At 49.2% G+C, this 25320-nt stretch carries 22 protein-coding genes; 5 read left to right on the top strand and 17 right to left on the bottom strand.

The features are described from left to right. Nucleotides 1-35: 35 nt before the first annotated feature. The gene (locus ACQY69_RS13005) at nt 36-491 is read right to left on the bottom strand and encodes a MarR family winged helix-turn-helix transcriptional regulator (RefSeq protein ID WP_428260952.1); all 456 of its coding nucleotides are present in this window, start codon (nt 489-491) and stop codon (nt 36-38) included. A gap of 276 nt (nt 492-767) precedes the next feature. Between ACQY69_RS13005 and ACQY69_RS13000 the strand changes: the two genes are divergently transcribed. Beyond that, on the top strand, nt 768-1712 hold the full coding sequence (locus ACQY69_RS13000) for a DDE-type integrase/transposase/recombinase (RefSeq protein WP_428260286.1): 945 nt from the start codon (nt 768-770) through the stop codon (nt 1710-1712). Nucleotides 1713-1836: 124 nt separating this feature from the next. Continuing rightward, nucleotides 1837-3174, top strand: coding sequence for an ATP-binding protein (locus tag ACQY69_RS12995; protein WP_412118499.1), 1338 nt, complete (start codon nt 1837-1839; stop codon nt 3172-3174). A 31-nt stretch (nt 3175-3205) separates the two neighbouring features. On the opposite strand, the gene ACQY69_RS12990 is transcribed toward ACQY69_RS12995, so the two are convergent. The 6 genes from ACQY69_RS12990 to ACQY69_RS12965 form a co-directional block, all read right to left on the bottom strand. Next, a complete protein-coding gene (locus tag ACQY69_RS12990) occupies nt 3206-4417 on the bottom strand; it encodes a Wadjet anti-phage system protein JetD domain-containing protein (protein ID WP_428260950.1) in 1212 nt (403 codons plus the stop codon). 19 nt (nt 4418-4436) lie between these two features. Then, the gene (locus ACQY69_RS12985; protein ID WP_428260949.1) at nt 4437-7751 is read right to left on the bottom strand and encodes an SbcC/MukB-like Walker B domain-containing protein; all 3315 of its coding nucleotides are present in this window, start codon (nt 7749-7751) and stop codon (nt 4437-4439) included. Beyond that, nucleotides 7748-8395, bottom strand: a complete 648-nt coding sequence (locus tag ACQY69_RS12980) for a DUF4194 domain-containing protein (RefSeq protein ID WP_428260948.1) — start codon at nt 8393-8395, stop codon at nt 7748-7750. Before ACQY69_RS12980 ends, ACQY69_RS12985 begins: the two co-directional genes overlap by 4 nt. Continuing rightward, the gene (locus ACQY69_RS12975) at nt 8392-9804 is read right to left on the bottom strand and encodes a Wadjet anti-phage system protein JetA family protein (protein ID WP_428260946.1); all 1413 of its coding nucleotides are present in this window, start codon (nt 9802-9804) and stop codon (nt 8392-8394) included. Before ACQY69_RS12975 ends, ACQY69_RS12980 begins: the two co-directional genes overlap by 4 nt. A 496-nt stretch (nt 9805-10300) precedes the next feature. Further along, entirely contained in the window at nt 10301-10540 is a 240-nt protein-coding gene (locus ACQY69_RS12970; RefSeq protein ID WP_428260944.1) for a response regulator, read from the bottom strand. A gap of 97 nt (nt 10541-10637) precedes the next feature. Continuing rightward, entirely contained in the window at nt 10638-11498 is an 861-nt protein-coding gene (locus tag ACQY69_RS12965) for a class I SAM-dependent methyltransferase (RefSeq protein ID WP_428260942.1), read from the bottom strand. Nucleotides 11499-11720: 222 nt separating this feature from the next. On the opposite strand from ACQY69_RS12965, the gene ACQY69_RS12960 reads away from it, so the two are divergent. Then, nucleotides 11721-12482: a 4Fe-4S binding protein gene (locus ACQY69_RS12960; RefSeq protein WP_428260941.1), complete on the top strand. Its 762-nt coding sequence runs from the start codon at nt 11721-11723 to the stop codon at nt 12480-12482. Here ACQY69_RS12960 and ACQY69_RS12955 read toward each other — a convergent pair. From ACQY69_RS12955 to ACQY69_RS12930, 6 genes are all read right to left on the bottom strand, one after another. Continuing rightward, nucleotides 12479-13030, bottom strand: coding sequence for a GDSL-type esterase/lipase family protein (locus tag ACQY69_RS12955; RefSeq protein ID WP_428260939.1), 552 nt, complete (start codon nt 13028-13030; stop codon nt 12479-12481). The two genes, ACQY69_RS12960 and ACQY69_RS12955, sit on opposite strands and share 4 nt — an antisense overlap. Then, a complete protein-coding gene (locus ACQY69_RS12950) occupies nt 13027-13767 on the bottom strand; it encodes a metallophosphoesterase (RefSeq protein WP_428260937.1) in 741 nt (246 codons plus the stop codon). Before ACQY69_RS12950 ends, ACQY69_RS12955 begins: the two co-directional genes overlap by 4 nt. Before the next feature lie 51 nt (nt 13768-13818). Beyond that, the gene (gene amrS / locus ACQY69_RS12945; protein ID WP_428260936.1) at nt 13819-14724 is read right to left on the bottom strand and encodes an AmmeMemoRadiSam system radical SAM enzyme; all 906 of its coding nucleotides are present in this window, start codon (nt 14722-14724) and stop codon (nt 13819-13821) included. Further along, nucleotides 14724-16112 (bottom strand): AmmeMemoRadiSam system protein A, encoded by a 1389-nt coding sequence (gene amrA / locus ACQY69_RS12940; protein ID WP_428260934.1) that lies wholly within the window; start codon nt 16110-16112, stop codon nt 14724-14726. Before amrA ends, amrS begins: the two co-directional genes overlap by 1 nt. Before the next feature lie 65 nt (nt 16113-16177). Then, a complete protein-coding gene (locus tag ACQY69_RS12935) occupies nt 16178-18673 on the bottom strand; it encodes an excinuclease ABC subunit UvrA (protein WP_428260933.1) in 2496 nt (831 codons plus the stop codon). Then, nucleotides 18674-19249 (bottom strand): HDIG domain-containing metalloprotein, encoded by a 576-nt coding sequence (locus tag ACQY69_RS12930; RefSeq protein ID WP_428260932.1) that lies wholly within the window; start codon nt 19247-19249, stop codon nt 18674-18676. A gap of 618 nt (nt 19250-19867) precedes the next feature. Between ACQY69_RS12930 and ACQY69_RS12925 the strand changes: the two genes are divergently transcribed. Together ACQY69_RS12925 and ACQY69_RS12920 are read left to right on the top strand one after the other, a co-directional pair. After that, complete coding sequence (locus tag ACQY69_RS12925; protein ID WP_428261062.1) at nt 19868-20083, top strand: helix-turn-helix transcriptional regulator; 216 nt, start codon at nt 19868-19870, stop codon at nt 20081-20083. Then, nucleotides 20067-20468, top strand: coding sequence for a hypothetical protein (locus tag ACQY69_RS12920; protein WP_428260931.1), 402 nt, complete (start codon nt 20067-20069; stop codon nt 20466-20468). The genes ACQY69_RS12925 and ACQY69_RS12920 overlap by 17 nt, the downstream gene beginning before the upstream one ends. Before the next feature lie 213 nt (nt 20469-20681). Here ACQY69_RS12920 and ACQY69_RS12915 read toward each other — a convergent pair whose 3' ends face one another. The 4 genes from ACQY69_RS12915 to ACQY69_RS12900 all read right to left on the bottom strand — a co-directional run bounded on the left by ACQY69_RS12915 (nt 20682) and on the right by ACQY69_RS12900 (nt 25068). Beyond that, entirely contained in the window at nt 20682-21896 is a 1215-nt protein-coding gene (locus ACQY69_RS12915) for a CaiB/BaiF CoA transferase family protein (protein WP_428260929.1), read from the bottom strand. After that, nucleotides 21893-23107 carry a CaiB/BaiF CoA transferase family protein gene (locus tag ACQY69_RS12910; protein ID WP_428260927.1) on the bottom strand — a complete coding sequence of 405 codons (1215 nt, stop codon included), beginning with the start codon at nt 23105-23107 and terminating at the stop codon, nt 21893-21895. Before ACQY69_RS12910 ends, ACQY69_RS12915 begins: the two co-directional genes overlap by 4 nt. Nucleotides 23108-23151: 44 nt before the next feature. Then, nucleotides 23152-23583: a hypothetical protein gene (locus tag ACQY69_RS12905; RefSeq protein ID WP_428260926.1), complete on the bottom strand. Its 432-nt coding sequence runs from the start codon at nt 23581-23583 to the stop codon at nt 23152-23154. 99 nt (nt 23584-23682) lie between these two features. Further along, nucleotides 23683-25068, bottom strand: coding sequence for a Na+/H+ antiporter NhaC family protein (locus tag ACQY69_RS12900; protein WP_428260924.1), 1386 nt, complete (start codon nt 25066-25068; stop codon nt 23683-23685). Between the last annotated feature and the right edge of the window lie 252 nt (nt 25069-25320).

Raw genomic sequence — 25320 nt, 5'->3', positions numbered from 1 at the left:
TCACCTTTTATTGATGACTTCGTAAAATTCCATCTCTATATTTCTTCCGTTTCCTGATTTACCAGCATGGTAAGATTTTTTGTAAAGGTTCTGGAAAGGTTGATCAGTTGCTTTTGTTCCTCCGGCGTAAGCATCGACATCGCCGTATCTTCCGCCCATGTGATATGTCTGACGACTTTTTCGCAATATGCCCGGCCTGCTTCTGTCATCCGAACGATCTTGTTCCGTTTGTTTTCAGGCACTTCGGTGACAGTAACGTAGTTGTCGGACAGCAGGTTCTTGATGATAAGATTGACGGTCTGTTTGGACTGGAAAGTCCTCCTGCATATCTCCGTCTGAGTCATCCCGTCTTTTGCGTAAAAGAGAACGTTGACCACCAGCAGAGTCTTCATCAGCATGCCATTGCGTTTCGCGTATTCGTCGTAGAGGGCGAATTGTTCATCTCTGAATTTGCAGTACAGATATGCGTTTTTCCTATCTTCTTTGTTCATAGTCCACCGCCTTCAATCTATTTATTTACAGTCAATTTATTTACTGTATTATAGTGAAAATACGTCCCCCTGTCAAGATGTATCTCCCTTGATAAGCAGCCATGCTCGAGATTTTCAATGATAATGTGATTAAATTACACCAAAACATATATAATTTTATGATTGTAGGATTACAATACATATGTTACAAGTGAATAAATAAAAAGCGAGGATAGGTTCACTTTGTGTTATATTTGAATCACCACAAAACAAAAATACATAAAGGAGCATCCTCGCATGGCAAGTATAACACAGGATATGAGATACCGTCTATCACTTATTAAATACGCTGAACGTTATGGAGTCACCAAAGCAGCTATCAAATACAAGACTAACCGTCAGTATATCTATCGTTGGAAAGCTCGCTACGATGGCTCCTGGGATTCCCTGCGCGATCGTTCCAGACGTCCTCATTCCCATCCCAACCAGCATACTCCCGAAGAGCTCAAACTTATCCGGGATATGCGCAGGAGGAACCCTCACACAGGTCTGGTCGTCTTTTGGGTTAAGCTTACACAGCGCGGTTATTCACGCTCCATCACAGGTCTTTGGCGTGTCCTCAAAAGGCTTGATATGGCTCCTCAAAAGCTTCCAAACCCGAAATACACTCCTAAGCCTTATGAACAGATGCTGTACCCCGGTCAGCGTGTGCAGATCGACGTGAAGCACGTACCTTCTTCCTGCATGGTCGGCGATGTGAAAGGAGAAAAATTCTACCAGTATACCGCTATCGACGAGTTCTCGCGGTTCCGTTATGTAGAAGCCTTTCAGGAAGCATCCACTTATTCATCTGCAGTATTTCTGGAGCATATGCTGAAAGCCTTCCCCTTCAAAGTCCAATGCGTCCAGACGGATAATGGATTTGAGTTCACAAAACGTTTTGGTAACAGCAAGGCAGACAATGATCTCACGATGTTTGAGAAAAAATTGAAAGACCTTGACATTCAACATCGTAAAATCAAGCCCTTCACCCCCAGACATAACGGCAAAGTAGAACGCTCCCACAGGAAAGACAATGAGTACTTTTATGCAGCTCATCGCTTCTATTCATTCGAAGATTTCAGCAGACAACTCAAAGTCCATAACAGGCGATACAACGACTTTCCCATGAGACCTCTTGGATGGCTCTCTCCCAGACAGACCTTGCTTAATTTTTTAAATGACGGTGTAACATATGTTTGACAAACCTACACACCAAAACATATATAATTTTATGATGAGCTTGTATTTTTTATCGCTTTTTCATATAATAAAAGTGTGATCAAAAGACACCAAATATCTCATAAAAATGTGATGGAGTATACATATGGAAAGATTTATTTTAAAGAAACTGCTAAACTGGAAGAATTCTCCCTATCGCAAGCCTCTGATTTTAAAAGGTGTGCGTCAGGTCGGTAAGACCTGGGTCCTAAAGGAATTCGGCAAACGCTATTACGAAAGCACTGCCTATTTCAACTTTGACGAAAATGAAGAGTATAAGCAGTTTTTTGAAACTACAAAAGATGTGGACCGGATTTTACAGAATCTGATGTTGGCGAGCGGTCAAAAGATTATACCGGAAAAAACTCTCATCATTTTCGACGAGATACAGGATTGCCCTAAGGTCATCAACTCCATGAAGTACTTCTGTGAGAATGCGCCCCAGTATCACATTGCCTGCGCCGGCTCCCTCCTGGGCATTGCCCTGGCAAAGCCATCTTCTTTCCCGGTAGGTAAAGTCAACTTCATGCAGATCGATCCCATGACCTTTACGGAATTCCTGCTGGCCAACGGAGATGAAAATCTGGCAAAATATCTGGAAATGATCAACACTATTGAGCCGATTCCCGACGCCTTCTTTAATCCTCTGTATGAAAAGCTGAAGATGTACTATGTGACCGGCGGCATGCCGGAACCCGTCAAGATGTGGACAGAGGCACGGGATGTGGATGCCATGCAGGAAGCCTTGTCCGGGATTATCGATGCCTACGAGCGAGACTTTGCCAAACACCCCAATATCAGCGAGTTCCCCAAGATTTCAATGATCTGGAAGTCGATCCCGTCCCAGCTGGCGAGGGAAAACAAAAAGTTTATCTATAAAGTCGTCAAAGAAGGGGCAAGAGCCCGCGAATATGAGAATGCCTTACAATGGCTGGTGGACGCCCGCCTGGTTCATAAGATCTACCGCAGTACTGCTCCTGGCCTGCCTGTGTCTGCCTATGATGATCTTTCCGCCTTTAAGATCTATCTGGTAGACGTGGGGCTGCTCCGCCGACTGGCACAGTTGGCGCCGACTGCCTTTGGCGAGGGTAATCGGTTGTTTACTGAATTCAAAGGGGCATTAACTGAAAACTTCGTACTTCAGACTCTGATTACACAGTTTGAAATGACTCCCCGATACTGGTCACAGACAAATCCTCCTTATGAAGTGGATTTCCTGATTCAGCGTGAAAACGATATTTTCCCCATAGAAGTCAAATCTGAAGCCAATACTGCCTGCAAGAGCCTCAAAAAATTCAAAGAACTGTTCCCGGATCAGGTCAAGCTCCGCGTGCGGTTTTCGCTGGATAATCTGAAGCTGGATGACGATGTGCTGAACATTCCACTGTTTATGGCTGATCAGACGGACAGGTTGATCGGGGTGGCGCTGAAACAAAAAATATAATATTCAAGTGTGCATCGCATCTTATAAAAGCTTAATACTCGTAGTAGCTTACGATTTCCTGTTCCAGCTTCACACCGCGCTCCAGCATATATTCTGTTAGGTCTCGATATACTTCCTGTTTTTCCAAGGATTCGAGGCGCAAGCGGTCATTATCTGACAAGGAGCACAGACAGGACTGAAAACGTACATCCTCTAATTCCGCGCGCGACATCAGATGCATCTGAAACGGGATTCCGGTCACGCGACATAAATGTTCGTGAATGTAAAGGCCTCCGGCATCAATATCTCCAAAATGGCGATATGTGAGAGACGGGTTATCATAATATATTTTCTTCAGAAAACCCCGCTGAGAACGAGTGGCATAGCCACCCAAATAAAAGAAACTTTCTTCCTGCCCACAGCATCTTAACCAAGATGTGTAGTTTTCTACCGTCGTAAAAAAAGGCGTTCGAACCTGTATTTGCCCGATTTTATCTATCTCATCCGCAAAAAATTCAATGCCGTTTGATAGACGCCCTAAGTCCAGTTCTTTCCCATGGATATGCAGTATAATGTCGCCCTTCAGGCAAAGTTTCTGCTTTTCTCTGGCAATGTGATATTCGCTGAGTATCTCATCTTCCAATTCCGTTTCGCCGCAGGGCCGGTCGAGATGATCCCGAAGCGCATTACACACAGCGGTCAGCGTATGCTCCTCCAGATATTTGGAGTCACCGTATATCAACAAAGAAGCTTCTCTCAAATAAAGTTCTTTTTCATTATTCTCAATAAATACAAGGGCTTTCAATAAATCTTCCGTCTGATGATATTTGGACGGAATTTTGTTCTTTTCCAGAGCTCGGCGCAGCTTACCGCACTCCCGTTCCGCCGCGGGAGTGCGTCCGCCATATAAAGAGAGCAAATTTTCCACATGCTTGCGCTTTACAGATTTCGGCTCATATCCGTACTTTTTCGCCAGATAGCTTTCGATTTCCTCTATCTTTTCATCCACCAGATAGATGTTCTCAATCTCGTTGCTGAATCCTTCCGTTTCGTAGGTCACGAAACCTTTTTCACTGCACCGTAAGATCACCTGATTTACAGCTTCGATCTGTAATATATCTCCGTCGTTACGGTTGTAGTCCTTATAAAGCTTAGACGGAGTCAGTTTTGTCCGCCTCACGATCACATTGGTTCCGCTGTCTTTTTTGCTCTTCCTGTATTTTTCCGCCAGAACCGTCAGCATCTTTTCCTCGTAATTCACCATATCCGCCTCATTTGCCTATTTACAAGCTGCTCACGTTCTCTTCGTGAAATTGTACGATCCCAAGCTGCATGCTGTCTGCATGCACGCGCAGTACAGGCAGAATCACTTCGCACTCGTTCCCGATGGATTCTGTCTTGTCCGGAGAGCAGAAGATCACCTGAAGTCTCTGTTCCCGCATGAATTTGAGCATCAATTTCACATTCCCCGGATCCATCTTGGCAAATGGTTCATCGATAAATACCAGCCGGGTAGAATTGACGCGCTGATTGTAGATCATCAAAAGAGCCGAAGACAGAATCAACAGATACGGAATCTGTACTTCCGCACCGGAGTTGTATCCGGTCTGACGAGACAGCTTTGCCCGAGTCAGTACCTGATTGCTCATCAATATCTCGTAATTCATATAGTTCCGATAATCGGCAAAGCGGGCGATCGCCTCCTCACTGTTCTTTTCGATGATACGGTTGATTATCCTCTTCATCTCTGCTTCCAGCTTCTCACCTTCCTCGTTTGATACAACAGCCATGGTATCAAAGATCATCTGACCTTCACCGCTACCTCCCAACTGCTCCCGCTCATCCAGATAGCGGGCATATTCTATCACCTTTGCATATTCCGATCCGTCCTTCACATAATTGACATCAAACTGATACTTTGCCGCAAAATCCAATTTATCCAATTCTCCATTGATCTGTCTCAGATCTTCTTTGGCACGTTCGCAGGACTTGAGTATGGTCAACACGAATTCGTTCTTAAATATATCCTCGTATCTGCGAGTCTGTTCCGCCAGCTTCTGACGGATCTCCTGCAGGTTGTCCATCCAGATGCGCTCCCTTCGTCCTGCATACTGTTCTCGTCCTTCCATTCCTCTCGGCAACATGTTCCCGGCATGTTTTGCGTTATAATCCGCCTGCTTCTGCATCAGCATTCCTTTATGCTGTTCTATACTTCTTGTTATACGTCTTCTGGTCTCTTCCGCCAGGAGACCGCCCGGTCCCTTCCTTCCATTCTCCAGATACTTTTCATACGCCTCTACCGTCTGTCTCACGATTGCGTAATGTTGAATTTTATACTGTCCGAATCTCTCCTCCTGCTCTTCCAGAGCCGCAGTCTTCTCCTCGATCTTATCCTGACTCCTCTGTATTACGGCATCCTGCCCGCTCTTTTCCCGAAGCTTTGCATTATATTCAGCCCGAATTGCTTCCTGCTCGTCTGAAAGTCGTCCGTCCAGTTCATTCAATTCCAGATATTTCTGATTGTCCTCCTGGGCTTTTTTCAGGCGCATAAGCTGAGCTTTTGATGCCCTGACATCTTCCGAAACCATCTGGTACTTCCGGTGAGCGTCATAGTCGTACTCCCGGAACATTTCCTGGTACTGCCTTATACGGCTCTTGCGGTCTTCCAACTCCCCTTTTTCCGCCAATCCGACTTTTTTATCCTCATTCAGTCTTGCAATTTCCTTTTCAGCCCGTATCCGATTGAGTTCAAAGGTCTTCTGCCCCAAATAATAAGAATGTATCCTGTCAAAGCGCAGGAAATAGCTGTCCATGGCTATAGACACACGGCCTTCCGCTGAGATGGCATTTTCATACTCTTTTACAGCACTCAACTCTACAGCGTGAATCCTTCCCAGCTGATAGTCGAAATACTGCTGTGCTATCGGATTTTTGATTTCCAGCTTTAAAACTGCCGAATCTTTTTCCACACGTATCTTTTTCTTCATCAACAGCTTTGTGTTGAACAGATGAGCGTATCGATGCTTCGAACGATTCAGCACATCGTCCGCAATATCATAATACCGGGGCTCTACCAATATCGTGTACCTGCGCGGCCCCAGGAACGCTTCGATAGCGTCTCGCCATTTTTCATCTTTCAGGCCGATCACGTATTCGCAGGCAAAACGCGCTTTTGCCTTTATACCTCTCTTTTCAAATTCCCGGTTGATCTCGTTGCGGAGTCCCACATACTCGGGGATACGAGCAAATGTATTGCGATGTTTCTTGCAATCTTCTATGATACGGTGCTGCACGTCCAGACTTCGTTCCAATTGATCCAGCGTTCTCTTGATCTCTGCGATTTTCATGATCAAACCGTCATAATATCCATCTGTTTTCCGTTTGAGCCCGGTCACTGCCGCCGCCTTTTCCGCAGCCGTATAACCATGACTGCACAGAGACATCAGTACTTTATGATCTTCCGGAAGCTTTTCTTCCTCAGAAAACTCATCCATCAGCTCCTCGACCACCGTCTGAAAATGTTCCAGTTTTTTGCACGATTCCATCAACGTCTTCTGTTCCGCTTGCAACTCCTCTGCTCTCCGACTTTCTTCTGCGATCATCCTGGTGCTGTCCAGCTGCTCCAAACCGACTCTCACCTGCACCAGCTGACTGTCGATTTCTTTCTGCCTGCGTTCGAGAATATCCAGTTCTTTCTCCAGGTCTTCCTTTCTTCTCCGGGCCGCTTCTCGTTCACCGTTCTGGCGTTCGATCTCACGTTTCAGTTCTTTCTTCTTTTTGTAGACGATACGTATATCATCGGCCAACAGTCGGTTATTCTCACGTTCACAGGAATCGTACTCCCCGATTATCTCATCCAGCTCTCCTATCTCCTGCTGAATGAATTCAAAACTCTCCCTCAGCTTTTCGATGTTCTCCTTTGCCTCTATCAGCTTTCCGAAATCCACATTTCGTTCCTCCAGGACGCTCTCCCTGATAAACCGATCTATTCGGGCGTTAGGATCATAGGACATGATTCCCCGAAGTTTACGCAGGTATGTGGGAAGCTGTCTCAGATTCAGTTTCAACCCTGTCATCTGCAGGAATTTAGGAAGACCCTGCTCTCTGTTCAGCAGCTTCAGCCTGTATTTTTTCTGAAGGAAGGAAGCGCTGCACGGCATGATAACGCCATTTTCTTCATATGTATGCTCTACCTGCTCCATGACCGTACGGTCCATCACATATCGATATGTCTGACAATTGTTGGCCGCACTGGTTTCGATCACCGTGCCGAGCAGGAAAGATTTGTTCTCCGCATCGTCAAAGTATTCCAGTACGATATGGCTGTATACATTAGGCACCCGGTCAGCCGGACGCATATATGTCCCGGCCGTGGCATCAAGAAGGCCTCTCGTATAGGATGACAACGTACGGCTTCCTTTGCTTTCCGACGACTTGTTGAATACCGTATCCCCATACGCCGCATACTTGATAGCATCAAGCATGACGGATTTCCCATTTCCATTCTTTCCGGCAATCAGCGTGAAGAAACCGATGGGAGCCGTCGCATTGGAAAACCCGTACCAGTTGATCAGCCGCACTTTTCTTAGCAGGATCATTCTTCTTCCTCCTCAAATTCCTCCGGGACGATCTCATCTTCCGTCTCAGCGATATTTTCCGTTTCATCTTTCAGGTATTCTCGCGCTACAGTCTGAAACTGCGGAAGATCCCAACCGAATTGCAACGAGGGATAGAGCTGTATCATCATGTCCTCGCCTCCTTCATCGTCGTTGAAATTGATCAGACTGTATTTTTTAAACAGACGGAACGCCGCGTTAAGCTCCGTACGCGTCAACTGGACATCATAGGATCTGATCTTATCTATGAGATCTCCCTTTGTTACAAAATTTCCTTCGCTGTATCCGATATTCTCCAGATAAACTTCCCAGCACACCAGCAAAAGATGATATTGCAACGTAGAAAACGTCACTACATTGGCCCTCTTCAAACCTACCGTATCCACATCCTCTTCACTGGCAACCAGCATGCACACTCCCGTTTTTTCCTCCAGTATCACATCAAATCCAATCATCCGCAGATAATCGGAAATATCATGCCGGTTGGATTCTCTGGAGACAAACTGATACAGCTTGTCGTCCTTGTCCCTCAAAATAAAAGTAGACTCCAACAGCTTCCGTATACAACGTTTAAACAGATGGTTACTTTCCTCTTTTACCGTTATCTGTAAATTTATATCACTCATAATTTCTTCCTCTTAATATTGATATCGCTTATCCTCGCGGCCTCAGTCTCCACCATGCCGTCTCGGAATTCTACTTCGTAAGGAAAGCCTGTCGTACCCGAATATATCATGCTGGCTGCAATCATCGTCGCATCGTCACGGGTATGTACTCCACACTCTTCTACGGAAATTCTCTCCCTTCCTTTCATAATCTCGTCAAAATGCTTCTCTACATTATCCATGCTGTACCGATCGGGTGTCTCCAACAGAAGTTCGTCCGTCAGACGCTGCTTTTCTTCTGTCGACAGTTCTTCTAAAACAAGGCCTACATTATTTTCGTTGGGATTTCTCTTTTTACGCCGTTCAAAAGACTTCCTTCCGATATATCTTATACTCATAAGCCGGTGCGCTTCCGAAAGCTTTGAGATCGCTTCTGCCCGATTATCCTCGTTGAGATTTTTTAAGAACAGCAGTATCCGATTCAATTCGTGCTCCAGGTTGGTATTTTCGCTGAGCACCATCATCATCCTGGTGGAATACAGATTATAGTAATTGTTGATTTTCCGGTCGATATATGACATTTCCTGCTGGTATTCAAGATTGATGAAGCTGTCCAACTCGTTGAACAGTCGGTCTATCTTCTCCCTTGCGTGTATTTTGTCCGTATTCTCTATTCTCATATATTCCTGCAGCATACGATCGTAAAGTTCCGAACGGCGCAGTTTTCCCATCATTCTGTCGATTTCCGAAATGTATGACGGTATCAAGCCGCTTTTTTTGATAAAGAAGTAATCGTTGAAAAAGCGGTTCAGAAGTTCGTCCTTCATCAGAAATTGTCCGAAACTGTTGGCGTCTGCCATCTTCATGACTGCTCGCATGATCTCTTGAATGCTGTCTTTCAGAATCAGAAGTTCGTTTTTCAAATCGCACTCATTTTCTACCAGCGGAACAAGGATATTATGATAGGGGCGTATCGACCGGGCGTTGTCCTTGCTTAAAGAAAATTTCAATATTTCATACATGGAAAAGATATGATTCGTAATAGCACCGTTCACATCCCTGTCAAAGATCTTATGAATAGCGTCTATCAGCTTGCGGCAATGCGCCGATACGGACGCGATGTTATCACCGCTGCGTCCGATTTCCTGAGGAGTGATCCATCCGCATGCACGAAAATAGCGCAGGATCGTAGACGCGTTTTCCTGAGAAGTCTTTCCGCCGGCAATCTCCTCTCCGATGTTTTCCGTTTCTATGGAGTATGCGCAATTTTGAAGATATAGTATCAACGTATTTCTGGCATCTGTTTCATAAAGAACGGATATTTCCTTCGACTTTTCTATCAACTGGCTGATACACTCAAAATACAGGGCTCTGTTCTTGCAACAGAAAGGATTGAAAAATTTCTCGTTGATCGTTTCAAAAAAAGACATCTATACATTCACCTTCTTTAACTCCTTCTGAAAGACAGAGCGTATGAATCTCATTAATTTCATCATAACATATGGCATGAGAAAAATACAGAGACAAACTGCACGCCCTTCCGCCTTTCTTCGCTCTTTGTCATCTCGTATCTGCTTATTGAGCCTGGCGGTGATAGCCTCCACGATTCCTCTCGCTGCTTCCTTGCAATCCCCGAGGACATCACTGGACAGGGCATCGATATCCGTTATGCCTCCGGAATATGCTCTCTCCAATATTTTGTGAATGAGTTTTTTTGCAATGTGTTGTATAATTGTTTTTATAGAGACCTTTTCCTTTCGTGATGATTTTATTTTTGGTCAAACATATTTTATCACTTTGGAGTCGGTCTCTTCTTTTATTTCTCTGAAAACTCCACAATTATTTTACACTATCATGAAAAAGGCTTGGTCACGTAATCGTCAGCGCCAAGCTCATACCCATGCAAAACGTCTTCTTCCAGATCCCTTACCGAGACGAACAGGACCGGGACTTGTTTTTTGCCTTCAGCCATCCACAGAACTGAAATCCGTCTCCATCAGGCAGATTGACGTCGAGTATCGCCAGAGCCAGCGGGCTGTTTTCCGCCGCCTTCTCCGCTTCTTCCCGGGAATGCACTGAAATGACGCGATACCCCTCTTTTTCCAACCCGTAGGTCATCGTTTCATTCAATTCCACATCGTCTTCCAAAACAAGAATCGTAAACACAGCACATCCTCCGCAAGAGATATTTCGATCCCTTTGATTATAGCAGAAAGCCCGGACGGAATACATGTTTTTTATCCGGCCCCATGCCGCGGCTATGCTATTTCCTTCCCACCAACATCCGCGATTCACCCAGCAGCATCATCGCCGCCCGTCGGTGGGAGCCAAAGGCTTCTTCAGCTGTATCTATCAGATGCACATCCTCATACCCCATGTCCCGCAGCTTCTGTGCGAAGGCCTCCATATCCCCATACATCCGCGGCTTCATTTCATCGTTGAGGGCGAAGGTACCGCCCTTTTTCAGCACCCTCAGCGTTTCCATCAGCAAATCCTGTCTGTCAGCTCCGGTGATATTGTGATAAACATAATTGCTCACAACAGCGTCAAAATATCCATCCGGAAAATCCAGCTTATTGGCATCGCCATACCGAAAAGTACAACGATCTCCCACGCCTTCGCTGGCGGCGTTTCTCTCACAGAGAGGCTGGCTGTAGTTATAGACAGCGGCCCAGTAGTCGATACCGACGACCGTCGTTTCCGGCCACGTCAGCGCTGCGCGGATTGATAACGCCCCTGAACCGCAGCCCACATCCAGCAATATCCCTTTACCGTCATACTCCATATGAGACAGGATGGTCTGATGCACCCGCTCCATGATCCTGCCTCCATTAAAATCATACTGCCGTCGGATCCACGCGAGCCAGCCAATAATGGCCAGCAGTCCCACTATGATGACCACAAACAGGATACCGATAGCAGTGATGGAAAGCACGGCGAACGACAGCACCGCCAGCAATGCCGCAAAAACCGCCGCCCCGCCCGCCATATAAAACACCGGATTTGACATCCAGCTTCCGTAATCTTCCCCGTGGTTTCCCAGACGTATCGCTTTCTGAATTTGTTTCCTTTCCTGTGTTTGTATTCTTTCGACGGACATGATCCCACCTTCTTTCTCCTTCATCCGACAATAGTTTTCCTCCCGGAACACCAATCCCACTTTCGCATCCGCTGTTGGGGATCAGCTTTTCTTCTCACATTCGCCACTAAAAAACCGGAGCCTCGATAAGATCATTATAGTTAGCAATGCCTAACTTGTCAAGTGCAGCAACTTCCCTCCATTCCTTGACTTCACACTTCCCGGGTGATATACTTTCATCTCCGAGGAACAGGAGGTGTATTATAGATGAAATGTTATAAGATCTGTTTCAGCCCGACCGGTGGAACGAAAAAAGTCACCGATACGCTGACAAAGGGGCTGGCATCAGAGAGTCATATCGTAGACCTGACAGACAGCCGCGCCGATTTTTCCGCAGTCCGCCTTACAGCTGATGATATCGCTGTCATTGCAGTCCCATCCTACGGCGGCCGTGTGCCTGTGACTGCTGTCCGACGTCTCTCCGCCATCGATGGAAACGGAGCGAAAGCGATCCTCCTCTGCGTCTATGGCAACCGTGCCTATGAAGACACACTGGTCGAACTGCGGGACGTGGCAGCCGATGCGGGATTTCACGCAATCGCTGCTGTCGCCGCTGTAGCCGAGCATTCCATCGCCCGGCAATTCGCAGCAGGACGACCGGATACCGCCGACCAGCTGCAATTAAGAGACTTTTCCAGAAAGATACTCGAAAAGCTGTCTGCCGGTTCTTCGTCTGAACCGTCGCTGCCCGGAAGCCGGCCTTACAAAGAACTGAAGCTGATGAAGCTGGTGCCTGTGCCGGACAGCAAATGTACGAAATGCGGCCTGTGCGCGGAGAAATGTCCGGTTCAGGCCATCGATAAAAACGACCCTGTCAATGTGAAAGACCAGACCTGTATTTCCTGCATGCGATGCATTGCCGTCTGTCCCGTTTCCGCCCGCGACGTAGACCGGGAGATGCTGGCAGCTCTCAGCACGATGCTCAGCAAAGCAACTTCCGACAGAAAAGAGTATCAGCTATATCTCTAGCGCAGCTCATATGATTTTCTCAGGTATTGGTAAAGACCTTCCGCAAAAGCTCTGTGACCTTCTTCGGTAAAATGTACGCCGTCATAGGCCAGTGGGATCTCCCACTGGCCGGCATCGACAAACTGCACTCCGAGGCGCTGGCTCAGCATCCTGTAGCACCCGGCCAGCGCGACGGAATCGTCTGCCAGTTCCTGAGTCGGCACCCATTCCCCCGGCTTCATTGGCGGCGGCGCCACCAGCAGGATCTTTTCCCGAATCAGCTCCAGCCTCAGAAGGAACAGCTCCATCTTTTTCGACACGGCTTCCGGGCGATGACCCTGCAGCAGATCGTTGGTCCCAAGCATGACGATGAACAAATCGACATCGCCATGTATTGGAACTGGCGCGCCCGGTATCTCCCTTCCGTTCTGACCCCTGTTGACGATTTTCCATCCCGTCTTTTGGGCGAGGATATCGACCCAGCGGTTTTCCTCATCGTAGCGGCCGCCGAGCCATCCTCGCGGGTCGTACCCATATGTATTGGAATCTCCGAAACAAATTACTCTCATTCTATCACCAACTCCGGACGAAAGCCCAGATAATCTCCCGACACCAGCATATACCTGATGCCGTCGCAAACTCCCCTGATACTGTCGCCGAACCGGCTTTCCCCGTGGCAGTGGGAATAGATCACGGCGGAAACCCCGTACTCCCGGGCCATCTCCGTGAAAGGCGAGGTCTCTTCCAGGATATTTGTGGGCGGGTAGTGGAGAAACATGACGAACTTCCTGTATCCGGCCTGCCGGGCCATTTCGAAGGATGTTCTCAGACGCTCCGTTTCCCGTGCCACCAGCTTCTCCGCGTGCTGCTCCCGCTCCGCGTCCCAGCCGATGACATTTCCCTGAAGATCCAGATAAAACGGTCCTTCAAAGGTATATCCCTTTGTCCCCACCAGAGCGTAGTCCTCATAGACGGCGAAGTTATTCTGAAGAAAAAACAGTCTTCCGGCAAATTCCTGATTGAGACGCTCCGTCTTGCTCACATCCCAGAACATGTCATGGTTCCCCCGGAGCAGTATCTTCCGGCCGGGCAGCGATTCGATGAAGGCCAGGTCTTCCCGGCTTTCATCCAGCTTCCTCCCCCAGGAATGGTCTCCGGTGAGGACCAGCGTGTCGTCAGGGCCCACTGTCCTATTCACGTATTTTTCGATCTTCTTCTCGTGATTTTTCCACACCTTGCCAAATGCATCCATTGACCTGCCCCGCTGAAATCCCAGGTGCAGGTCTCCCAGCGCATACAATGCCATGCCAAATCATCTCCTTCACATGCATACACCGCGGGCTGCGGGCTTCACCCCTCAGCAGTTTCCCGCGTACACGTACTTCAAATACTTCTCCGCCACCGCCTTCAATCCGTATATCTTCCCCACATCTGTCGCCTTTCTGTCCCTCATCTCGTATCGCGGAAAGAATCTTGTGATGTGGAGAGGTATCTCCTCATCTATAGATGCGATCCAGCGCGCCTCTTCCTCCATCTCCTGCTGTGAATCGTTCTCTCCGGGGACTATCAGCGTAGTCAGCTCCACGTGACAGCCTGCCGCCGCTCCCTTGATAAAAGACTTCACCGTATCAAGCCTGCCGCCCAGCTTTTCATACCATTCCTCAGTAAATCCTTTCAAATCGATGTTCATGGCGTCCATATGAGGAAGCAGCTCATCCAGCACCCATAGCTCCGCAAAACCATTGGTCACCATCACGCTCTTCATACCATATCCATGCACCAGTCGTGCAACATCGCGAACGAACTCGTATCCCACCAGCGGCTCGTTGTAGGTAAAGGCCACGCCTATATTACCGTTGCTCTCATACCTTTTTGCCAACTCGGCCAGCTCCCGGGCAGATATCTCACTGCAACCCACCTGTCCCGCTCCCGCCATGGAAATCTCGTGATTCTGGCAGAAGGAACAGGACAGGTTGCAGCCGAAGCTCCCTGTGGACAGCACCATGCTCCCGGGAAAAAATCGGGACAGCGGCTTTTTTTCCATGGGATCGAGAGCCAGCGATGTGATCATACCGTAATTGGCGCAGATTATCCGGCCGTCCTCATTCTTTCTGGCTCCGCACCTCCCGTATTGACCTTCTTTCAGAAGGCAGTGATGGGGGCAGACAGGGCATACTTCGTAACCCCTCCCTCGCCTGCCGGATCGGTCGCCGACTGAACAACCGCTTTCCTTTACGTCAGCAGCGCCATATTTCCCTTCCATCAGAAATGCCTCACCACCTCAAATCGCTCCAGCCTAACATCTGTCGCTTCTTCATCTATTCCGGCTTTCATCTTCGCGATAAAGATCTGCTGCTCCACGGTATCGACCCCTTCCAGGTCAGGCAGCAGCAGGCCCCGCCGGTGATCCTGGGTAACGATGACTCCATAACGTTTCACATCCAGCTGCTCCGGCGATGATATTTCCTCAGGTTCTCCAAGCACATCCACGCTGTATACAAGTTTTCCCAGCTCTCCTGCCTTCACTTCTGGGAATCTCGGATCCCTGGCCGCTGCGCTTACAGCATTTTCTATTATTTCCTCCGCCAGCGAAGGGCGCACCGGAGCGATAGTGCCGATACAACCCCTGAGTCTTCCTTCTTCCTTGAGAGATACGAAGGCTCCCGCCCTCCTTTCATACATCTCGTCGGGCAGTCCCGTCGGAATATCCATCTTCCTGCCCGTCTTCACATACGTTTCTACCGAGCGGCGGGCGAGAGCCACATATGCGTCCTCTTCTTCGCGTGATTTCTCAGCGTCCCGCATCATCCTTTCCTCATACTGACTGAGGAAATCACGATCTACCCCTTCGCCCATGACTTCATAAGTGCAGACGCCGTACCCGACGCCAAATGTCCCTTCATATGAAAGCGGCTCCGCCTTTACCTCCAGACAGTCAAGTGCTCCCGCCATGATGACGAAGGATCTGTGACCGCACTCAGCAGCCTTTTCACAGAAACCTTCCGCAAACTCCAACAGCTTCCCAAAATCCCCGCGGCCCATAACGTCCATGATACGTCTGTCATATTCCGGGCCTTCTTTCCGGAACCCGTAAGGGCCGTCTTCTTTCAACCTATGGGACAGATCCCCACTTCCAATGACTGCGATGCGGCGGCCGCACGAATCTGCGGCTTTCCGGATGCACTGTCCCAGTTCATAGTGAGTGGAAAAGGCCAGCCCCGACAGCCCTATCCTGACCACACGATAATCGGTATAATACTTGTTCAGGAACCAGAGAGGTATCATTGTCCCATGATCCAGTCTCCTTTCCCGTTCACCCAAGGTCCCTGCCGGTATCCCGCATCTGCCGGCTTCCTGCGCCAGCGCTTCTACAAGCTCCGTGTCATACCTCACATCCAGCTTCACCTGAGGTGCGCCGAACTGCCCGAAAGCACCCGATGCTCCCGCTCCCGGCGATATGTGGAAATAGTCGACATACATCACCGTATGGGGCGACAGCACGACTACCGTCTCCGGCTCCCACGACTTAAGCTTTTCAGCTGCCTTATGGTAAGCGTCGATAGTAGCCTGTATCGCCAATTCCTGTCCACGCCCCACCTCAGGTATTATCAGCGGCGGATGAGGTACCATTATCGCTCCCGTTACATACATCTCTCTCCCTCCTTTAATGTGTGCGCTGGCCTGCCTTCGCTTACCTGCCTTCGCTTGCCTGCGCCTTATATGAATCTGCCGGTCCTGCTGTCCGGTGCCTTCCTTATGTCCTCCGGCCTTCCAACAGCAACGATACGGCCTCCCTCTTCGCCTCCGTCCGGCCCCATATCGACGATATAATCGGCGCTGCGGATCACATCCAGGTCATGTTCTATCACGATGACCGTGGCGCCGCTGTCTATCAGCGATTGAAACACATTCATCAACGCTTCCACGTCAAGAGGATGAAGCCCTATGGTAGGCTCATCGAAAACGAATACGGATCCGCCCTGCCCTTTTCCCATCTCACTGGCCAGCTTCAGCCGCTGAGCTTCACCACCGGAAAGGCCCGGGGTCTCTTCTCCCAAAGTCAGATACCCCAAGCCCAGATCACAGAGCACCTGGAGGCGCTGCTTCACTTTTCTGGATCCGCTGCACACATCCAACGCCGTCTTCACATCCATGGACATCAGCTCCGGCAGCGAATAGTATTCACCATTTTCCATCCGACACCTGATGCTTCCGGCATCCTTTCCATACCGGCTTCCACGGCATTCCGGGCACGTGATGCTGACGTCCGGCAGGAACTGGACGTCCAGACTTATCTGCCCCGTGCCGTCGCAGACAGGGCAACGCAGTTTCCCCGTATTATATGAAAAATCACCTGCTTTATATCCCGCCTTCTTTGCGCCCTCCGTCTTAGCGAATATCTTTCGCAGCTCATCGTGTACATTAGCGTAAGTAGCTACCGTGGAACGAACGTTGATGCCGATAGGTACGGCATCGATAAGCTTTATTTGTGTAATGCCTTCAGCATCGACCTTCTTCACATGCTCCGGCAGCTTCCTTCCATCAATGACCGATTCCAGCCCCGGGACAAGACTTTCCAGTATCAGCGTTGTTTTCCCGGAACCTGACACACCTGTCACCACCGACAGCTTTCCCTTTGGGAAATCCACTTCCAATGGCTTGACGGTATGTATTGTGTCGATCGAAAGATGGATGCGCCCCTGGCTGAAAAGGTCTTCCCTCATCGAATCGCAGCGGTACGTTCTTTTCACATGGCGTGCTCCCGACAAAAACGGACCTATTTTAGAAGCGCTGTTTTTTCCCAGTTCCTCCGGCCTGCCCTCGGCTATCACGCGACCCCCATCGGCGCCTGAGTCCGGTCCCATTTCGACTACCCAGTCAGCCTTCGACAGTATCTGGATATCGTGATCCACCAGTATTACCGAATTCCCATCATCTATCAGGTCGTTCATCACTTCCGCAAGTCCTGTCATATTGAAAGGATGAAGACCGATGGAAGGCTCATCCAACACATACAGCACTCCCGTAGTCCTGTTGCGGACGGCTCTCGCCAACTGCATCCGCTGTCGTTCTCCTGTCGAAAGGCTTGAGGCGGCTCTGTCCAGGGTCAGATACCCCAGCCCCAGATCCAGCAGCCGCCTCGCCGTATCATGGAAAGACTCGCATATGCTCCCGGCCATGGATCTCATTTCCTCCGGCAGGGAATCCGGTACTCCCTCTACCCACCTCGACACATCTCTCAGCGTCATGGCGCAGACCTGATCCAGGGAAAGGCCACGCAGCTTCGGCGCCCTGGCTTTTTCCGAAAGGCGCGTACCATGACACTGAGGGCAGATATCCCTCTTGAGGAATTTTTCCACTCGCCTTATGCCTTTCTCGTCTTTGACCCTGGCCAATGCGTTCTCCACCGTGTAAACGGCGTTGTAATATGTAAAATCCAGCTCTCCCGCCTGCTGAGAATTCTTCGCTCTGTAAAAGATATGCTTCTTTTCCGCAGGCCCGTGATAAACGATATCCTTCTCCCTGTCGCTCAGTTCCCTGAATGGGATATCTGTGCGAACACCCATCTCCCGGCAAACGTCTGTCATCAAAGACCACATGAGAGAATTCCACGGCGCTACGGCTCCCTCGTCTATAGTCAGCGTTTCGTCGGGCACCAGTGTCTTCTCATCCACAGCCCATACCACGCCGGTCCCTTCGCACTCAGGACACGCTCCCTGACTGTTGAACGCCAGTTCCTCCGCTGACGGCCCGAAAAAATTTTCCCCACATATGGGACATGTCAGTTCCCGCTCTGCTGCCACATCCAAAGTCGGCTCTATATAATGTCCATTGGGACACCTGTGACTTGCCAATCTGGAAAACATCAGTCTGAGACTATTGAGCAATTCTGTCCCGGTGCCGAATGTGCTTCGTATACCCGGCACTGCCGGTCTCTGATGAAGCGCCAGCGCCGCCGGGATGTACATCACCTCATCCACCTGCGCTCTGGATGCCTGGGTCATCCGCCTCCTGGTATATGTAGACAGAGATTCCAGGTATCTTCTGGAACCTTCCGCATAGAGTACTCCCAGTGCCAACGATGATTTTCCCGAACCTGAAACGCCGGCGATGCCCACTATCCTGTTGAGGGGAATATCGACATCCACGTTTTTCAGATTATGGACCCTTGCCCCGCGCACTTCTATCCTGCGGTCTGTCCTGCTCTTCATCTAAAGATTCCCCTTCAAACCTATCTCTTCAGCTTTTTCTCTCATTCCGGCGATGGTCTCGCGGATCACATCGTCCAGCTCCATCCCCAGCATCTCGCAGCCCTTGCGTATTATGCCCCTGTCCACTCCCGCAGCGAAATGCTTGTCCTTGAATTTCTTTTTCACGGACTTCACCTCTATATCCAGCACGCTCTTTGACGGCCTCATCAGACATGCGGCGTGTATCAGCCCCGTCAGCTCGTCGATGGTATACAGCACCTTTTCCATCAGACTTTCCGGCTCGGTATCAGTACAAATTCCGTACCCGTGACACTTCATGGCCCTGATGTAGATCGGATCTATCCCTCTTCGAGTCATTATCTCCTCAGCTTTGATACAGTGCTCCTCAGGATATTTCTCATAATCCAGATCGTGAAGCAGACCTGTCACTCCCCAGACTTCCTCGTCCTCACCGTTTATCCGCGCGAAATGCTCCATCACCGCTTCCACCGTCAACGCGTGATTCAGCAGCGACGGCGACTCATTATATTCCGTCAGAAGCGCCCAGGCTTCCTCCCTCGATAATTTCTTTTCCATGTCAGTTACCTCCTTTTATTGATATTATCACATTGTCCACCGCCGGTAAAGGGTGCGGCGGCGAGACAAGGGTGGCAGTAGCATTGACGGCGAAGGGCCGCTGGCGTACATCGGCAGCACATCCAGCGGCTGTCAGCAGCATATTGTCACGTCCTGACATACGCCTCCAGACTGCCCATGACCGGGCCGCCTGCATTATATGAAGTCTATATACCTTCCATGGGTATCGTTCGTTACTGCCATGCCGAAAATGCCGCTTTTTGATGGAAAGTTATACTCTTTCGTTGCAAAATCTGTTTTTCAAGTATAACTCGCCCCCGCTAATATCCTCCAAATATTGGAAATACTGACATTTTTACTGCTGTTTTCTGCCTCTGCCGCAGCTTTCAACATCAAAATACCCCCTATATTCAAGGCCATTTCCCCGTCTTCGACACATCTGTTATACTTTTTTTCTGCATTTTCGCAAAAAAAGTATAATCCGAGTCAAAAAAGGACTCTGCCTTCGACAAAATGGAAAGTTTACTTGACATCACACTGCTCAGCTGCTACCATATCCATATGGAAAGGTTGCTTTCCATCGAGAGCAGCCGCAACACACATCAGGCAGGTTTGACAATGAAGAATCGTTTGGAAGAACTGAGAAAAACCCGGGGAATCAATCAGGAGGAGCTGGCTTCCGCGCTGGAGGTCTCCCGCCAGACCATCGGCTCCCTGGAAAACGGGAGGTACAATCCCTCCATACTGCTGGCATTCAGGATAGCCAGATATTTCGATATGGCCATAGAAGACATCTTTATCTACGAGGAGGACGACCATGAAACGAAGAAGTAAAAATATGATATGGTACCTTGGATATGCCGCTTCGCTGGCGTTGATACTCATTATTATTCTGACCGACCTGCCAGGAAAAGCGGACATGGCTCTGGCCGTCCTTATGGCTGTCATCTTCTCCGTTTCCCATATGAATATCTTCCACAACAAAATGCTCTCCAGGGACGACGACTACAGGGTCAGCGTCATGGATGAGCGCAACATAGCCATCAGAGAAAAGGCGGGCAATATTGCCAATATGGCGACTATGACACTGCTGGGCCTGGCCACCGTCATATTCATCGCCTTCGACTACATATTTTCCGCCATCGTCACAGGCGTAATCGTGGCTGTCCAGCCTGTCATCCTCATCATCATAAGCAATGCACTGGAAAAGAAGATGTAGCAAGGAGGTAGTTCCGATGAAAAGCAATGATAAATCCCTCCCTCTGCCTGTGCTCCTGAAATCCATGACGGAGGAGCTCCACATCGCCGATTTGCCCGAGGACTGCAGCAACACAGAGGTGCAGGCTGTCCGGAAAGGGCCGCCTGCAAAAATCCGGCCCGTCGGAAAATATCCGACGGGCCGGATTCGTTTATCAGGAAGACTTTTTCAGTCTCATTCCGCCGGAGCAGTCTCCGGCGCTCCTATTATTTCATCGGTGATAAGCTTCTCTATTTCTTCCTGGCTGTATCCTGCTTCTTCCAGGACATCGCGGCTGTTTTCTCCCAGCAGAGGCGACGGCTTTTTCACATATCCAGGAGTCCCGCTGAACTTTACCGGTATGCCAAACGCTTTAAACCGTCCCACATTTGGGTCTTCGATCTCTATTATCATATCTCTGGCCAGCATCTGAGGATGAGTCATGGCATCCACCGGGTCTACGATAGGCGTCGCCGGAATGTTGTACATGGCAAACCTCTTCATGAGCCATGCACACTCCTTGTCCTTGAAGCAGTCCCTCATCAATGCCGTGAAACTCTCGAAGTTCTCACATCTCAAATCGTTGGTCGCGTATCTCGGGTCCTTTTCCAGCTCCGGCATCTCGATCGCTTCGCAAAAATCAGGCCACATAGATTCATCATTTATCCCCACCGCGATGAAGTCGTCCGCGCAGTAATATGTATCGTACGGTACGATCTCCCTCGGCTTTGCGTTGCCTGTCCTGCTGATCTCTTTTCCTGTCAGCGCGTAAGCCAGCACAGCATCCTCTATTGTAGCGAACATCGTATCCAGCATAGCCACATCTATTCTCCTGCCTTTACCGGTACGCTTTTTATCATAACATGCCAACACTATCGCCAAGGCCATCGTCAGCCCCGTATAGCTGTCCGCCACAGACGCGCCCGAGCGAAGCGGCGGATATTCCGGAAAACCCGTCATCTCCATGAAACCGCTCATACACTCTATGACATTATCGTAAGCTGTATTGGTTTTGAGAGGACCTGTCTGTCCGAATCCCGTTATGGAGGCAAAGATTATATCGGGATTGACTTTCTTCATTTCCTCATACCCCAGCCCCAGCTTATCCAATGTGCCGAACTTGAAGTTTTCCAGAACCACATCTACCTTCCCATAAAGGCGCTTTATCACTTCTTTTCCTTCAGGCTCGCTCATATCGACAGCTATGCCTTCTTTGTTACGGTTGTATACCGCGAAATAGCCGCTGTTTCCGTTGGCCGCATATGGATTCCAGAATCTGGACTGGTCGCCCGTCTCTATTCGTTCTACCTTTATGACCCTGGCGCCGTAATCGGCCAGATTCATCGCGCAGTAAGGTCCGCTGTAAGCCTGTGTGAAATCCAATACTGTTATTCCCTCCAATGGCCTCATTTGCCGTCACCTCCTCCGCACATTATAATTCCTTCTTCAGCCATAGCCGCTATTTCTCCGCTATCATAACCGACAGCACGCAGCAGCTCTTCCGTATCTTCTCCGAGGAGAGGCGCTGATCCCGCCGGCACATCATCTGCCCCTGATATCTTTATAGGAAATCCTGGCATTTTAACAGTTCCGAGTGCTTTATCTTCCACCTCTACCACCATGTTCCTGGCACTGAGCTGTTCGCTGTCGAAAGCTTCCGGCACCGTGTAGCCCGGACCGCTTGGGATGTTATAGGGCCTCAGCAGCGCTTCTATCTCCCACTTGGTCATATCCTTGAACTTATCGGCAATGATCTTCCTCAGGCTTGTATCGTAATTCTCGCCTCTCGATTCGTTGGTGGCGTATCTCGGATCGTCCAACAGTTCTTCCATATCCATGGCCTCGCAGAATTTCTTCCATTGGCCGTTGGTGGACACCGCTGTAGATACGATGCCGTCCTTAACTTCGAATGTATCGTAGGGAGCAATACTCCTGGAGCGGTTGCCTTCCCGTTCGAATCGTTTTCCTGACATTGCCGCCTCTACAACACTATCTTCGAGCGCGGTGAACATGCAATCGGCAGAAGATATATCTATTTTCTGGCCTTCTCCTGTCGTCTCTCTGGCCATCAGCGCACTTATTATGGCAAAAGCCAGGAAAACTCCTCCGAACTGGTCGGCCATCCGTGAGCCATGGGCTGTCGGCTTATCCTCGGGATAGCCTGTTATCTGCATCAGCCCACACAGAGCTTCCGCAGTAAGATCATTGCCGGCAGTATTGTTCATAGGACCCGTCTTGCCGAACCCCGTCTGAGACGCGTATATTATCCGTGGGTTTCTCTCCTTCATTCTGTCGTAATCGAGGTCACAGCGTTCCAGCTCCCCGGCAGGGAATGAATCGCAGACCACATCCGCTGTTTCGATGAGCCTTGCTATTATTTCCTGACCCTTCTGCGAATGTCTGTCGGCGCATACGCTGCGCTTCCCCCTGTTCATATATGCATGGTAAGCGCTTCCCTTCTCGTTCTTTGGAAAGCTGCTTCTCATCACGTCGCCTCCGGTCTTGTGATCTTCTATCTTTATGATTTCCGCTCCGAAATCGGCCAGGAGCATCGTCCCGTAGCTGCCCGTATGGCCCTGGGTAAAATCGATGACCCTGATCCCGTCTAATATTCTGGACATTTCTCCCTCCGCATTCTTTCGATTTGCTTATCTACCCGGTCTGCTTATTTGCCCGGATCGTTTATTACGAACGTAACGTCTCCCTTTACTGTCAGTACAGGTTCATCGAATACCTCGGAGCGATCCGTCTCCTGATTGTATTCCGATGTCTTATACATCTCGTATCCATAGACTCTCGATCTGTTTCCCTGCTTGATGAGCCATACCACGATTTCTACCGCATCCAGCATGTGGACCGGTCTGAGGATGTTGCCTTCCGTATGTACGAAGAGGCCGCCGTCTCCCTTGTCTCTGATATTGCTCAACTCAGTACAGCAGTCGATGCACTTTTCCATCAGCTTGCATCCTGAGATCATCTCTCCCGGATAGTGCATATCCTCCCCATGGATGGAAAGCCTGAACTTCAGTTCTGTAACGTCGCTCCCTTTCTTCACTTCACTGAGACTGCTTCTCTTTTCAGCTTCGATTTTAGCCATTGTTTTTCCTCCTTGTCTGATAAATATTCATGTCTTAAATGATGTGAGCCGCACGCTCTGTAAGTACGCGGCCCATTCCGTTTTTAACCTGTTTGGGATCTAAAACGCGAAACCGCATATTAAGAATCCGATAGTCGTCAATCCCGCCGCTACCGCTGCAAACGGTATCTGCGTGAGCGCATGCTCCATATTTTCTATACCGCAGCACTGCGAAGTGAGCACTGTAGCGTCAGAATAGAAGCAGGCATGGCTTCCGAATGTTCCACCCGATACGATGGCGCCGAATACTACGAGAGGGTTCGCGCCTCCTGCCAGCGCCAGCGGGATGAGGATAGGTATCGTAAGCGCCGGGATTCCCCAGTTGCTTCCTGTGATGAAGGACAGTCCCGCTACAACCAGGAAGGTGATAGCCGGGAACAGACTTGCGTTCATAAACGGCAGTACCGCGTCGATGACAAAGTCAGGCAGACCTATTCCGTCCATCGATACCTGTACAGTGAGTGCTCCCATGGTGATGAACATCATCGGTACCATAGAGGCAAACCCTGATGCGAAACCTTCACAGAATTCGCTGAATGAAAGCGCCTTGGTAGGCAGGTACATGATAAGCATCACGATGATACCGAATGCCAGACCTATAAGCAGGTCTCCCGTGTAGATACAGAGGAAGATGACCACTGCCAGTGGTACGAGGAAGAACCAGATGTTGCCCTTCTTACCATCGTCATCCATCTTCTCGGATTCCATCAGCTTATCGAATTCCGTTATACCTTTGTTGTATTTGTCGCTCTGCTCAGAGTAAACTCTTCCGGTAGTGGCGACTCTCTCATACGCCTTCTTCATCGGTCCGAACATCGGTATTATTCTGAAGATAACCAGAGGAACGACGATAACTGCGACCCAACCGTAGAGTATAAACGGCAATGACTGGATATATATGTCCATACCGCTTCCGTAGCTTACCATGCCTGCTTCCTCACCTACTACTCCGGCGTAGAATACAGCCCATGTCGACAGCGGTATCAACACACATACAGGAGCTCCCGTGGAGTCTATGACGTAAGCCAGCATTTCTCTTGGAGACTTATATTTGTCACATGTCTCTCTCAGAGATGCCGAAATGGTCAAAATGTTGAGATAATCATCCATGAATACGATGATCCCCAGTATCCATCCTAGTATCAATGTGGATTTTTCGGATTTGGCGAACTTTCTGATGAACTTACCAAATCCAAGTGCTCCCTTCGAACGCTGCAGCAGGAAGGTAAATCCACCCAGCAGACCGAATACCAGTATCATCCATATGTTTTCGGCGCATGTAGACATAAATCCATCGAGCGTTGCTCCTATTACATTCCACGTGTCCGTCATGAAGAATCCGATAACTGCTCCCAGCAGGAGAGCTTCGAAGGTCCTCTTGGTGACCAGTGCGAAGACTATGATCACCAATGGCGGCAACAATGTCAGTATCCCGAAATTGTCCATATGGTTTTCACTCCTTTCATTCTCTTGATTTTTTTCGTGTACACGCCTATATTAATCGCAACAACCGTGCCAACCTGTTCTATTTTTTTGAAATCATTGATTTTTCAACGTTTTATAAATTTTTCAAAAAATATGATTGTGCCGCGCGGGTAGTTATTCTGCAACTCCACCTCTTTTTTCCACCGTCCCGGTTCTTTATATATGCTCATCACTCCGAAAACTTACCTCTTTTGAAGGCTTTTTTGAGCAAAA

The sequence above is a fragment of the Gallibacter sp. Marseille-QA0791 genome, from assembly GCF_965119705.1.
GTDB classification, from domain to species: Bacteria; Bacillota; Clostridia; order Peptostreptococcales; family Anaerovoracaceae; genus Lentihominibacter; species Lentihominibacter excrementipullorum.
Note: the sequence above shows the minus strand (reverse complement) of the source record. Positions and strands in the feature narration are given on the sequence as shown.

Coding starts and splice junctions, on each gene's coding strand:
- ACQY69_RS12950 (WP_428260937.1), bottom strand. CDS start 13,767: ATGGCATTGTATGCGCTGGGAGACCTGCACCTGGGATTTCAGCGGGGC.
- ACQY69_RS12965 (WP_428260942.1), bottom strand. CDS start 11,498: ATGAAGGAGAAAGAAGGTGGGATCATGTCCGTCGAAAGAATACAAACA.
- ACQY69_RS13005 (WP_428260952.1), bottom strand. CDS start 491: ATGAACAAAGAAGATAGGAAAAACGCATATCTGTACTGCAAATTCAGA.
- ACQY69_RS12910 (WP_428260927.1), bottom strand. CDS start 23,107: ATGTCCAGAATATTAGACGGGATCAGGGTCATCGATTTTACCCAGGGC.
- ACQY69_RS12990 (WP_428260950.1), bottom strand. CDS start 4,417: ATGGTGAATTACGAGGAAAAGATGCTGACGGTTCTGGCGGAAAAATAC.
- ACQY69_RS12995 (WP_412118499.1), top strand. CDS start 1,837: ATGGAAAGATTTATTTTAAAGAAACTGCTAAACTGGAAGAATTCTCCC.
- ACQY69_RS12920 (WP_428260931.1), top strand. CDS start 20,067: ATGAAACGAAGAAGTAAAAATATGATATGGTACCTTGGATATGCCGCT.
- ACQY69_RS13000 (WP_428260286.1), top strand. CDS start 768: ATGGCAAGTATAACACAGGATATGAGATACCGTCTATCACTTATTAAA.
- amrS (WP_428260936.1), bottom strand. CDS start 14,724: ATGGAAGGGAAATATGGCGCTGCTGACGTAAAGGAAAGCGGTTGTTCA.
- ACQY69_RS12980 (WP_428260948.1), bottom strand. CDS start 8,395: ATGAGTGATATAAATTTACAGATAACGGTAAAAGAGGAAAGTAACCAT.
- ACQY69_RS12915 (WP_428260929.1), bottom strand. CDS start 21,896: ATGAGGCCATTGGAGGGAATAACAGTATTGGATTTCACACAGGCTTAC.
- ACQY69_RS12900 (WP_428260924.1), bottom strand. CDS start 25,068: ATGGACAATTTCGGGATACTGACATTGTTGCCGCCATTGGTGATCATA.
- ACQY69_RS12930 (WP_428260932.1), bottom strand. CDS start 19,249: ATGGAAAAGAAATTATCGAGGGAGGAAGCCTGGGCGCTTCTGACGGAA.
- amrA (WP_428260934.1), bottom strand. CDS start 16,112: ATGTATGTAACGGGAGCGATAATGGTACCTCATCCGCCGCTGATAATA.
- ACQY69_RS12905 (WP_428260926.1), bottom strand. CDS start 23,583: ATGGCTAAAATCGAAGCTGAAAAGAGAAGCAGTCTCAGTGAAGTGAAG.
- ACQY69_RS12925 (WP_428261062.1), top strand. CDS start 19,868: ATGAAGAATCGTTTGGAAGAACTGAGAAAAACCCGGGGAATCAATCAG.
- ACQY69_RS12935 (WP_428260933.1), bottom strand. CDS start 18,673: ATGAAGAGCAGGACAGACCGCAGGATAGAAGTGCGCGGGGCAAGGGTC.
- ACQY69_RS12955 (WP_428260939.1), bottom strand. CDS start 13,030: ATGAGAGTAATTTGTTTCGGAGATTCCAATACATATGGGTACGACCCG.
- ACQY69_RS12960 (WP_428260941.1), top strand. CDS start 11,721: ATGAAATGTTATAAGATCTGTTTCAGCCCGACCGGTGGAACGAAAAAA.
- ACQY69_RS12985 (WP_428260949.1), bottom strand. CDS start 7,751: ATGATCCTGCTAAGAAAAGTGCGGCTGATCAACTGGTACGGGTTTTCC.
- ACQY69_RS12975 (WP_428260946.1), bottom strand. CDS start 9,804: ATGTCTTTTTTTGAAACGATCAACGAGAAATTTTTCAATCCTTTCTGT.